The organism is Methylobacter sp. (genome assembly GCF_030680395.1).
In the GTDB taxonomy this organism is placed as follows: Bacteria; Pseudomonadota; Gammaproteobacteria; order Methylococcales; family Methylomonadaceae; genus Methylobacter_A.
In genome coordinates this window covers 441,896-452,780 of record NZ_JAUXVR010000007.1, presented here as the reverse complement: position 1 = coordinate 452,780, position 10,885 = coordinate 441,896, and the positions used below count along the sequence as shown (strand labels likewise).

The window sequence follows — 10,885 nt, the reverse complement described above, 5'->3', positions numbered from 1 at the left end:
TGCGGCGGCACTTTGTATCAGCATCTTCGGCACAGCAACAAGAAACGCAAAAAGCGATACGGATCAAAGGATAAGCGCGGCCAGATCAGGAACCGTATCAGTATCGACGAACGCCCTGAGATCGTTGCGCAAAAGACCCGCATCGGCGATTGGGAAATTGATACCGTGATCGGTAAGAACCATCAAGGCGCCTTAGTGACGATAGTGGATCGATTTTCCAAGTTCACCCTGATAAAAAAGGTAGCGAGCAAACATGCCGAAGGGGTGACTGAGGCCACTATTTTATTGCTACAGCCCTATCTGGATAAAACTTTAACGAATTACCGCCGATAACGGCAAAGAGTTTGCAGGACACGAAAAAATGAAGGAGCAGCTGAACGCTGATGTGTATTTCGCTCATCCTTATAGCTCCTGGGAGCGTGACTTAAACGAAAATACCAATGGTTTGATCCGGCAATACTTTACCAAAGGGAGTAGCTTTGAGAACATAACCGATGACGCGGTTGAGGCTGTCATGCATAAGCTCAATCATCGCCCTCGAAAAACGCTCAATTTTAAAACACCTCATGAGGTCTTTTTTGCTGAGAAAGAGAAAGAAGCCGCATGATTACTGGGATTGCACTTCGGAGTTGAATCCGCCATTTTCTTTTTCAAAAAAAAACCCTCGTTACCTATTGGGAACGAGGGTCTCAAATTCCTTAACTGACAACCAAAGTTGTCAGTTAATTATTCATTTAGATGAAAGATGGAATTAATGGAGCATCTACCATAACCATTTGACGGTTGCCAGCTTCATCAAAGAAGAATAACAAACCAGCAAAACGACTGTCTGGATCATAGATCAAGTCAGCTAAACGGTAAACTTCCCAAGCAGCGTCAGAAGCAGTAACTTGCACAGTTCTTGATGTACCTGGAGCGATTGGGCTGTTATCACTAACAGTCAAACCTTCTTCAGCCAACAAGTCATCTGGATAGCCAGTTTCATCAACGTGAACTTTAGGATCTAAGAATCGAACACCAGCAGTGTTGAACTCACCCAAACGCACCGCAGAATCACCATTGTTAGTGATAGTCAGTGTCATTTGCATAGCACGACCTGGCACACGGTAAGTTGCATCTTCAACTTTAACGTTAACAGTTTTTGCAGGCATTTCAATTGGCTTCATGCCACGTAACAAACCAGCTTGCAAAGGAGTTGTTACAGGGTACGCTGCGTTTGTGCTGCTCATACCGAAAGCAACAATCGCAATTGTACCTGCTGCAAAACCCATAGCAACTTTCTTGTCAAGAGCAGTAATCAAAGAATCTGCTTTTCCTGCTTCAACAGCAAGGTAACGCGGTACGAATATTGGTTTACGAGCCCAATATCCCAACCAAGCCAAACCTAGGGCATACCAGAAAGCGTGCCAGAAGTAAGTGTTGCTCAGATTATACGTTTCCAGGTTGATAGTATCACCTAATAACGTAGTAACTGGGTTAACAAATGATCCCATAGAGCCAGTAACAGTTACCCATTTACCTGGACCGATGATTGGACCACCGCCCTTAACGTTCATCATAGTGTGTACGTGCCAGTCACCTGGACGACGTGCTTTTAACAATACTTTAAACTCATAAGTTTCACCCAGTTCCAGAGTAACTGAACGAGGAACTAATTGACCACCGATCCATGAACCTTGACGAATAAATACAGGTCCAGGAATACCGATGTTCAAAAATGAAATTTCTGGCTTATCAACAGTTTCAGGCCATCCAGCAAAAACGTGGAATTTACCAGAAATTGTCATAGTATCATTAACAGGCACTGTATCTTTTGACCAATTCAGGTCAAACCAGTGAATTGTACGCATACGCATAAATGCGGCTTGCGACTTTTCACCATGAGCAGATGCAGTTGGTGCGTAAAACATCGCTGCTGTAACAGTTACCAGCAGTGCGACAAAGGATAATTTAGCAACCTTGTCTTTTATTAATTTCATATATCCTCCTCTATAATAGAGAATCTATAGTTTTCAGAGTATCTAATGTCAACAGCATAAATTTGCTTTGCTAACATCAGTCTTTTTGTGTGTTTCTTACAACCAAGTGCTTACGCGCTTTGGGTGAATGAAGTACCACCGAACCATTTACCGAAGAAATGCCACAAGAAGTAAATCAAAATACTCACGAAACCAGAGAAGAACGCTGATACTGGAGCAACGTCTTTACCGAAAGTTCTTAATGTACCTTTTTCAACCATTCTGATATATTCAGGTGTACCAGTTCTTACGTAGTGGTAACCTTGTAAATCAGCAAGTGTCATCATCATGCCATTGTATTCAACAGGAACGTGTAACGGCGCTATAATTGGCCAGTTGCCTGGGTAGAACAACAGACCCCATGCCAAACCACCAAGAACTGCGGTCAATGTCATGCTGCCTGACAGCATTAATATAGCGTCAAGAACAATAGCACCTGGCATCAGGTTTGAAGGGAAGCAGAAGTTTACTGGGAAATAAGTCCAACCCCAGAAATTTAAATATCTGTTAATCCACTCACCTAAAAGCAGACCTAAGATACAAACTACCGCGCCAAAAGGCAAACGGTAACGCCACCACAACACAGCTTGAACAGCTGCTGGGAAAGTGATTGAAACGATTGGAGCTACAGTTACCCATAGACGTCTATCTTTCCAGTCAGTCCAGAAATCCCAGTCACCACCAGTTAACATGTAGTGAATGTGATAACCGCCAAGTACAACGAAGAACAATACGAACAGAATTAGCCAGTCGAACGTGCGTGAAACTTTAACTGCCTCAGCGCGTGAACGTACAGCTGATTGAGATGCGCTCATTAGCTTACCTCCTAAAGGATTTAAATTATTTTTATTAATGACCATCTTCATCATTAGCTGTTTCGCCCTGAAAAAAAGCGAAACAGCCAGAAGGAGATAGTAATTACAACCAAAGACCTATTGTTAAGCTAGGTCTTTTTTCAGAAGCTTAGCGATAGCTATAACTTCTGTATTAACAACACCCATTACACCTAAAGCTGCCCATCCGAAGAATACGAAGCCGTAATGTAAAGGTGCAACAAACAACTCTTCCATAAACCAGAAAGTATGACCCCATTCATTCAAGCCAACATTTGGCAGAATCATGAAAGGACCAACTACTGCAACCATATATTGAAGGTGCAGACCTTGCTGATAAGTAGGAAGTCTTGTTTTTGCATACAAGAAACAAGCACCACCAGTGATGATGTAGATAGGATAGCTCAAATAGAATTCAATGATGTGACTTGGTGTAAAGTCAGTATCACGAACAATAGTTTGGTGCCATGTACCATCTTGCTCTGTAAAGTAGCTAGCGCCGTAATAGATGGCGAAGCCATACATTACCAACCAAGTCCAATGAGTAAAGTGTCTTCTTAACTCTTCTCTTGGGGTGATTGACATTACTTTACGATCACGAGATTTCCAGATGTAACCCCACAAGATACCTGCAGTTGCCACTTCTAAAACAAACTCGATATAAAGAAAGTTCATCCAATATGTTTCGAATTCAGGAGCGAACGAATCTAGACCAGCTGACCAGCCATAGACACCCTCATACCAACGAACCCAACCATAGAACACTACATATAGCAATGCTCCAAGGATCATATTTTTCTTATTTAACAGCGGTGCTTCCGCAGCATCAGCTCTCACTGATTCAGTTGTAGCTGCCATTTCTACCTCCAAAAATTATCAAATCCCCGACTTGTGATGGCCAGGGGCTATAGTTACAACTCCATTTTCTCACTAGCGCCTAAAAATATTAAGAACCAAGTGCCACCAAGTCAATTTAGTGAGCTGTCAGTCTACCAGTTCAAATAGCCTTGTCAAGTCAAAAACAAACACCCAATACATTTCCTTGAATCCAAGCGTTACCTGTTAAATTCCTCTACACTTAAAATATTGATTCCTGTTAGAATTAATTTTAATTTCAATTTAAAAGCTCAGAATCCATGAAGAAATACTCCATCATAATTTTTATCGTAGCCCTAACAACTCTACTTTTAATTCAAAGCAAGGTCATAATGCCTTTCGTTTATAAAATAGTTCAATCAGATTTGTTTCTTGTTGATAGCAAAGACCAAGGCGGACAATCCCCTATCTCTACACCATTAACTAAACTCGCCTTTATACACTGTAATAACTACATTAAATCCAAGCTTGGACCTGATGTATCTATTAGCTTCCCTGAAAATCCTCTTAATGCTTGGAGCCTAGGGAATTACCAATATGTGATTAACGCCGAAATTGACATCACAAACTCCACCGCAGGCACAATCACCAAAAAATACATCTGCCGGATTAATTATAAAAACGGCGATAACGATGAAGGTTCTCTTGATTTCTCCAACTGGTCTATTGAAGGATTGTCGGGCTTAGACTCTATTTAAGACATTACCCACACCATCACTAATAAGCAATCATTGTTCCGCTCGCTTTAACAAACCAAATTTATTTCCTGAACTACTTTTTAGCACTTACCTAAGTCACTCATTAAAATATTGAAGAGCCATGGAATTCTAAATACAACAAACGCTAACAGCCATAAAGCAGAAAGCCAGTACAACAATGTTGTACTGGCTTTCTGCTTTATGGCTGTTATGCAAAATAAAAACGGTTAATATGCTCTTTGCCTATATACACATCAAAAAATACCAATCTTTTTATTTGCTGATTTTTCCAGCATAACAAGCATTTTTGCAGCAATGCCGAGAGCAATTAATTACCCTAGCAAAAACCCACAAAACTTATTTACCGTATTTTTTACGGAATTTATCAACGCGCCCCGCCGTATCAACAACACGCTGCTTTCCTGTATAAAAAGGATGGCATGAAGAACAAACCTCAACCTGCAAATCCTTACCCAATACAGAACCGGTCTCAAATTTATTACCGCAACCGCAAGTTACAGTAATTTGTTTATATTCTGGATGAATTTCTGGTTTCATATCACTTTCACATTACCCACAAACGGGCTACATACTTTATTAAAGAACCCCATATAATACGTATTTCATTAAAAGTTCGCAACTCAATTTATATTTATGCGCATTATTACTTTAAACGCGAATGGTCTCCGCTCTCCAGAACACAAAGGTTTGTTCACATGGGCGCAGCAACAAAATGCTGGCGTTATTTGCACGCAAGAAACAAAAACGCAGCTGAATCAACTTAGCATCGACCTACGTTGCCCTGCGAACTGCAACTATTTTTACCATGATGAAGAATATCTATCTATTGATGGTTCAGTTTGGTAATTTAAGTATTATCCCGCTTTATTTACTTTCCGACTGACCAAGGACCAGGGAGACCGCCAAGCTTTCAAGTTTAAATCCAAGGAAAATTCTCGCCTTATTTACAAAAATGCTTCCAAAATAGCCATAACTACATAATCTCCGACGACTGAGCCATAACACACAAAGAAATTGATTTAAAAAATTCGAGAGACAATCAAAAGAACTCAGGATTTTTATCCGAAGAAAAGCCTGACTGGATTGATTATTTGCTGATGAGCACCGGATAGACGCATTCAAACTTCTTAGTCAGGAATCCGAACAATACACTGATAGCCAAACAGAGGCCAATCTTGGATAAAAAACGTCAGCTGGCGTATTGAACCAAATAATCAGCCCTACACTTTAATAAAGACAAACAAGCATAGCATCCATTTATCAAGATAAACGATTTTCTGATCACGTCCCACTGATCATGGAGTATAGTTATAAGCTTTAGACCGGTTTTGATAGCGCATCAATAAAAGCACCAACACGATTGCCGGCAAACCTACTGTTGACGCATAAATAAAAAAAACAGTGTAACCATAACTATCTACAACTATTCCGGAAAACCCCCCTAATAGTTGAGCAGGCAAAGTCATCAGCGAACTGAACAGCGCGTATTGCGTGGCGGTGTACGCAGTACTGGTTAAACTGGAAAGGTAAGCGATGAACACCGATGTCGCTATTCCACCACTTAAATTATCCGCACTTATAACGCCTGACAACAGTAACAAACTGGGCTCGCTAACCGCCAAAACGGCGAACAGCAGATTAGTAGCAGCGACCATAACCGCACCTAGCAGCAAGGGACGCATAATCCCATACCTAACAACCAGCACCCCGCCCATTGCAGCACCGGCAATAGTCATAAAAAAACCAAAAACTTTACTAATATCCGCGATATCTTTTTTACTAAAGCCCAAATCAAGATAAAACGGGTTCGCCATAACCCCCATAGTGATGTCGCTCATTTTGTAAACTGCGATAAGCATCAAAATCAATAAACCGACTCTGCCGTTACGCGCAAAAAACTCGACGAAGGGGTTCAATACGGCATCCACGAAACTTGTCAACAACCGCCGCCAGATATTCTGCGGCTTTACAGCGACATTCTCACGCAACCTCCCGTCAAAATGTTTATGCTCCGGCTCTTTAATACAAAGGGTCGTTATCAGGCCTACAGACATGGCAGCTGCCATTACAAAATAAGCGATTTTCCAGCTGGCATAATCCGCGATATAAAAAGCACCCGCGCCCGCCATCAACAAGGCAATCCGATACCCCAACACATAGGTCGCCGCCATAGCACCTTGATATTCAGGATTCACTGATTCAATACGATAAGCATCAATAACAACATCTTGCGTAGCCGAACAAAATGCCACCCACACTGCAAACAGGGCAATCTGCTGTAATTGGTTATGCGAGTCCGAACTTCCCATACCAAATAGACCGACAACAATCCCCAGTTGTGCAAGCAACATCCAGCTGCGCCTTTTACCCAAAAATTTAGTCAATAATGGCAAAGGCAATCTGTCAATGACGGGAGCCCAAAAAACCTTTATTGAATAAGTAACCCCGATCCAGCTAAAAAAACCTATAACCGATCTTTCCACCCCTTCGTCTCGCAACCAGGCCGATAATGTCGAAAAAACCAATAAGAAAGGAAGTCCAGCGGAAAAGCCGAGAAATATCATGCCCCGTACTCGCGGCTGAACATAAATTGAAAAGGCCGTCCGCCAACTTTTATTGTCACCCATTGGCTTTACCCAACAAACGCGGCTGCCCAAACGGATATATCGATGCTCTGGAACTATCTGCATTCACCATATCCATGGAGATTATGCAGAAGGTAGAGTCTCGCCTTGTGCAGTTGCCGAGCACTGCACAAGAAGTGCAGTGCTCACTTGAGCTATCAACCATTAATTAGATAATGGGCAACAATACTTGCTACGTAACCGCCAGCAATTGCAGGCGTCCACTTTAAATGACTAAAAAATGTATACTTATGGTCCGACTGTCCCATCAAAGCCACGCCAGCAGCAGAGCCAACTGATAATAACGAACCACCAACACCGGCAGTCAGCGTCACCAATAGCCATTGATATAAATCCATGTCCAGATTCATATTTAGCACCGCAAACATAACAGGGATATTATCAACAATCGCCGAAATCACACCCACTAAAATATTTGCTGTTGTTGCGCCTAAGCCATCGTACATAGCGCCGGACAACAGCTCAAGATAACCGATATAGCCTAAACCGCCCACGGCAAATACGACGCCAAAGAAAAACAACAAGGTATCCCATTCGGCATGACGCACTTTGTTGAAAATATCAAAGCTCTCTTCGCCTTCAATGGAATAATACGTTTTCAAACGATAACCATAAAACATCAGCGCAGAAAGACCAACCATCATACCCATAAACGGTGGCAAATGCAGGGCCTGCTTAAAACTTACCGCCGTAACGATAGTTAGCAAAAACATTACACAAATTACAATCGCACCCGGCTTTAATTGCACTGCCGCTTCAGATGAGACTTTAGGCTGTTCATCGGGTACTGCAAAATACATCACCGCCGCCGGCACTGCGTAATTCACCGCCGATGGAATAAACAACTTAAAGAAATCAAAAAACTCAGCGTACTCAGCCTGCCAAACCATCAAGGTTGTAATATCGCCGAAAGGGCAAAACGCCCCCCCCGCATTAGCTGCAACCACTAAATTAACGAAGCCGATACTGACAAACTTGGGGTTATCCGCACCTACCGCCATAACCACCGCGCCCACCAATAAAGCCGCCGTCAAGTTATCAGCTACAGCCGACAAGAAGAATGTAATAATACCGGTAATCAAAAACAGTTTGCGATAGCCAAACTGTCTTCTTACTAGCCAGGAACGCAAGGCCTCAAACACATTACGCTCAGCCATTGAATTAATATAAGTCATAGCTACCAGCAAAAACAACATTAGCTCCGCATATTCTTTCAAATTGTATTCGAAAGCTTCATGCATATCCTCGACAGAAACACCAGCTTGAGACGCTAAAACAGCGGCATTTGCCCAAATAATACCAGCCGCTAAAATAACCGGTTTGGACTTGCGCAAATGGGTAAATTCTTCGGTCATAACAAAGCCATAGGCAATGATAAAGATCAGAACCGTATAAATACCCCGTTCCGTACCCGTCAAACCGAGACTTTCAAAACCACCCGCCATCGCCATTCCAGGCAATAGCAATAGAGACAACAACATAAACAATGACCGCAACAAAATAACCCCCTAACTTTTTATCTCAAAAATTAATCAAAAACACCCAAAATTTAGCGGACAATCTTAGCATCATACAATAACCTTTGTCATTTTATGACCCACAGTATATGATTATTGGCTGTAATTAATTGCCTATACAAGCGCTCAGCGCTCATTTATGTACCAATATAATAACGACGACCAAACACTCATTGAACAACGGGTAGCCCAATTTAGAAGGCAGACGGAAAGCTTTTTGAAAGGCCAAATTTCAGACGACCAATTTCGCGCATTGCGCTTAATGAATGGCCTCTATGTGCAAACTCACGCCCCGATGTTACGGATAGCCGGCCCTTATGGCCTGTTTAACTCCAAACAAATCAGGAAACTGGCTCACATTGCCCGTACTTACGACAAAAACTACTGTCATTTTACGACCCGGCAAAACGTCCAGTTTAATTGGCCTCAACTGGAACAAGTTCCTGACATTCTTGAAGAATTGGCCAGCGTCCAAATGCACGCCATCCAAACCAGCGGCAATTGCCTGAGAAATACCTCATCGGATCACTTGGCCGGTGTTTGTATTGATGAAATTGAAGACCCTCGTCCTTATTGCGAGATTATCCGGCAATGGACAACGCTGCACCCAGAATTTGCCTACTTGCCACGCAAATTCAAGATTGCTGTTAGCGGCGCACAGTATGATCGTGCGGCGACTCAACTTCATGACATAGGCCTGCATCTGGTCAAAAATGACACAGGTGAAATCGGCTTTAAAGTACTGGTCGGCGGCGGTTTAGGACGCACGCCTATCATTGGGCAAGTCATCAAACCCTACCTGGAAAAGAAACACCTGCTGTCTTATCTGGAAGCCATACTTCGTATTTACAACCTGTTCGGGCGGCGTGATAATAAATACAAAGCACGTATTAAGATTCTGGTTAAAGAATCCGGCATGGAGCAGTTCTCCGAATTGGTCGAAAAAGAATGGCTGTTGATCCGGGATAACCTGGAACTTGACGCCGCTCGCATTGAAGCCATCAAATCTCAATTTGCACCGCCTGCCTACGAAACAAATGCCGCGCCAGATACCAGCTTTGCGCAATATCATCTCGAAAACAAAGCCTTTGCCACCTGGGTTAAATACAACACCGCCGTTCACAAAATACCCGGCTATCGCGCTGTATTTCTATCGCTAAAAGCGCCGGACTCCCCCCCGGGCGACATCACCGATACGCAACTTGATGCAGTTGCCGATCTGGCCGACCAATATAGCTTTGGCGAGGTCAGAAGCACGCACAGACAAAATCTTATTCTTGCCGACGTAAAACAGGCGGACCTATTCTCGTTGTGGCAAAAGCTCGATACACTGAAACTGGCTACACCGAATAACGGCACCGCAACCGATATCATTTGCTGCCCTGGTCTCGATTTTTGCTCACTCGCTAATGCCGGAACTATTAGCGTTACTAAAGAAATCAATGAAGCGCTTGATGATCTGGACTACCTCCACGACATCGGCGATGTAAAAATTAACATGTCCGGCTGCATGAACGGTTGCGCGCACCAAAGCGTCGGCCACATCGGCATACTGGGCGTCGATAAAAAAGGCGTGGAATGGTATCAGTTAACTTTAGGCGGTTCCTCGGAAAACGAAGCGGCTATTGGCGAACGGCTCGGTCCTGCCATTGCCAAAGACCAAGTCACTAAAGCCATTACCACCATACTGGATGTTTATATCAAGCAGCGTCTGGATGATGAGTCCTTTCTGGACATGGTAAAACGCGTTGGCATCACCCCATTCAAAGAGCAAGTCTATGCAAATAATTAAAGACAATCAGATTATTGATGACAGCTGGAGCTATATTGCCGATGATGCTGAACTGAAAGACGGCGACATCAGCGTTTCATTAGCCCGCTGGAAAAAAGACAAGCAATTGTTGCTTAAGTCTGATAGGAAAATAGGCATTAGAATCGGCCCCACCGATTCGGCTGAAGACATCGTAGCCGATTTAAATGACATTCAATTAATCGAGCTGGATTTTCCGGCCTTTGCCGATGGCCGCATATTTTCCCATGCCTGGCTGCTCAGAGGCCGTTATAACTATCAAGGCGAAATCCGGGCAACAGGTCACTTCATGCGGGATCAGGTGTTTTATTTATCTCGTGTCGGCGTTAATGCGTTCAGCCTTGAGAAGACCGAAGACCTACCAATGGCGCTATCTAACCTGAATGACTTTAGCGTCAATTATCAAAAATCGATTCGTTAATCCACGAATATCATAACCCATCACATAGGTGATGGGTTTCGCTACG

The 10,885-nt window shown here is 43.0% G+C and carries 11 protein-coding genes; 5 read left to right on the top strand and 6 right to left on the bottom strand.

From position 1 onward, the window contains the following. Together Q8L79_RS04705 and Q8L79_RS04700 are read left to right on the top strand one after the other, a co-directional pair. The coding region (locus Q8L79_RS04705; RefSeq protein WP_305268403.1) for an IS30 family transposase at nt 1-333 on the top strand (333 nt) is incomplete at its 5' end. Nucleotides 334-361: 28 nt separating this feature from the next. Continuing rightward, entirely contained in the window at nt 362-607 is a 246-nt protein-coding gene (locus Q8L79_RS04700; protein WP_305268401.1) for an IS30 family transposase, read from the top strand. A gap of 127 nt (nt 608-734) precedes the next feature. Here Q8L79_RS04700 and amoB read toward each other — a convergent pair whose 3' ends face one another. The 3 genes from amoB to amoC all read right to left on the bottom strand — a co-directional run bounded on the left by amoB (nt 735) and on the right by amoC (nt 3,709). Next, nucleotides 735-1,979 carry a bacterial ammonia monooxygenase, subunit AmoB gene (amoB, locus tag Q8L79_RS04695; protein ID WP_305268399.1) on the bottom strand — a complete coding sequence of 415 codons (1,245 nt, stop codon included), beginning with the start codon at nt 1,977-1,979 and terminating at the stop codon, nt 735-737. A 110-nt stretch (nt 1,980-2,089) separates the two neighbouring features. Beyond that, nucleotides 2,090-2,833, bottom strand: coding sequence for a bacterial ammonia monooxygenase, subunit AmoA (amoA, locus tag Q8L79_RS04690; protein ID WP_305268431.1), 744 nt, complete (start codon nt 2,831-2,833; stop codon nt 2,090-2,092). 123 nt (nt 2,834-2,956) lie between these two features. Beyond that, nucleotides 2,957-3,709: a bacterial ammonia monooxygenase, subunit AmoC gene (amoC, locus tag Q8L79_RS04685; RefSeq protein WP_305268397.1), complete on the bottom strand. Its 753-nt coding sequence runs from the start codon at nt 3,707-3,709 to the stop codon at nt 2,957-2,959. Nucleotides 3,710-3,987: 278 nt separating this feature from the next. Here amoC and Q8L79_RS04680 point away from each other — a divergent pair, with 278 nt between their 5' ends. Continuing rightward, the gene (locus Q8L79_RS04680; protein ID WP_305268395.1) at nt 3,988-4,425 is read left to right on the top strand and encodes a hypothetical protein; all 438 of its coding nucleotides are present in this window, start codon (nt 3,988-3,990) and stop codon (nt 4,423-4,425) included. A gap of 357 nt (nt 4,426-4,782) precedes the next feature. Here the strand turns inward: Q8L79_RS04680 and rpmE are convergent, their stop codons facing one another. The 3 genes from rpmE to nhaD all read right to left on the bottom strand — a co-directional run bounded on the left by rpmE (nt 4,783) and on the right by nhaD (nt 8,572). After that, nucleotides 4,783-4,983: a 50S ribosomal protein L31 gene (gene rpmE / locus Q8L79_RS04675; RefSeq protein WP_006891794.1), complete on the bottom strand. Its 201-nt coding sequence runs from the start codon at nt 4,981-4,983 to the stop codon at nt 4,783-4,785. A gap of 758 nt (nt 4,984-5,741) precedes the next feature. After that, a complete protein-coding gene (locus tag Q8L79_RS04670) occupies nt 5,742-7,073 on the bottom strand; it encodes an AmpG family muropeptide MFS transporter (RefSeq protein WP_305268391.1) in 1,332 nt (443 codons plus the stop codon). Nucleotides 7,074-7,228: 155 nt separating this feature from the next. Then, nucleotides 7,229-8,572, bottom strand: coding sequence for a sodium:proton antiporter NhaD (gene nhaD, locus Q8L79_RS04665; protein ID WP_305268389.1), 1,344 nt, complete (start codon nt 8,570-8,572; stop codon nt 7,229-7,231). A gap of 175 nt (nt 8,573-8,747) precedes the next feature. Here nhaD and Q8L79_RS04660 point away from each other — a divergent pair, with 175 nt between their 5' ends. Both Q8L79_RS04660 and Q8L79_RS04655 read left to right on the top strand, forming a co-directional pair. Next, complete coding sequence (locus Q8L79_RS04660) at nt 8,748-10,400, top strand: nitrite/sulfite reductase (protein ID WP_305268387.1); 1,653 nt, start codon at nt 8,748-8,750, stop codon at nt 10,398-10,400. Further along, nucleotides 10,387-10,839: a DUF934 domain-containing protein gene (locus Q8L79_RS04655; RefSeq protein ID WP_305268386.1), complete on the top strand. Its 453-nt coding sequence runs from the start codon at nt 10,387-10,389 to the stop codon at nt 10,837-10,839. The genes Q8L79_RS04660 and Q8L79_RS04655 overlap by 14 nt, the downstream gene beginning before the upstream one ends. Nucleotides 10,840-10,885: the final 46 nt, after the last annotated feature.

Coding starts and splice junctions, on each gene's coding strand:
- rpmE (WP_006891794.1), bottom strand. CDS start 4,983: ATGAAACCAGAAATTCATCCAGAATATAAACAAATTACTGTAACTTGC.
- nhaD (WP_305268389.1), bottom strand. CDS start 8,572: ATGTTGTTGTCTCTATTGCTATTGCCTGGAATGGCGATGGCGGGTGGT.
- Q8L79_RS04655 (WP_305268386.1), top strand. CDS start 10,387: ATGCAAATAATTAAAGACAATCAGATTATTGATGACAGCTGGAGCTAT.
- amoA (WP_305268431.1), bottom strand. CDS start 2,833: ATGAGCGCATCTCAATCAGCTGTACGTTCACGCGCTGAGGCAGTTAAA.
- Q8L79_RS04700 (WP_305268401.1), top strand. CDS start 362: ATGAAGGAGCAGCTGAACGCTGATGTGTATTTCGCTCATCCTTATAGC.
- Q8L79_RS04680 (WP_305268395.1), top strand. CDS start 3,988: ATGAAGAAATACTCCATCATAATTTTTATCGTAGCCCTAACAACTCTA.
- amoC (WP_305268397.1), bottom strand. CDS start 3,709: ATGGCAGCTACAACTGAATCAGTGAGAGCTGATGCTGCGGAAGCACCG.
- Q8L79_RS04670 (WP_305268391.1), bottom strand. CDS start 7,073: ATGGGTGACAATAAAAGTTGGCGGACGGCCTTTTCAATTTATGTTCAG.
- amoB (WP_305268399.1), bottom strand. CDS start 1,979: ATGAAATTAATAAAAGACAAGGTTGCTAAATTATCCTTTGTCGCACTG.
- Q8L79_RS04660 (WP_305268387.1), top strand. CDS start 8,748: ATGTACCAATATAATAACGACGACCAAACACTCATTGAACAACGGGTA.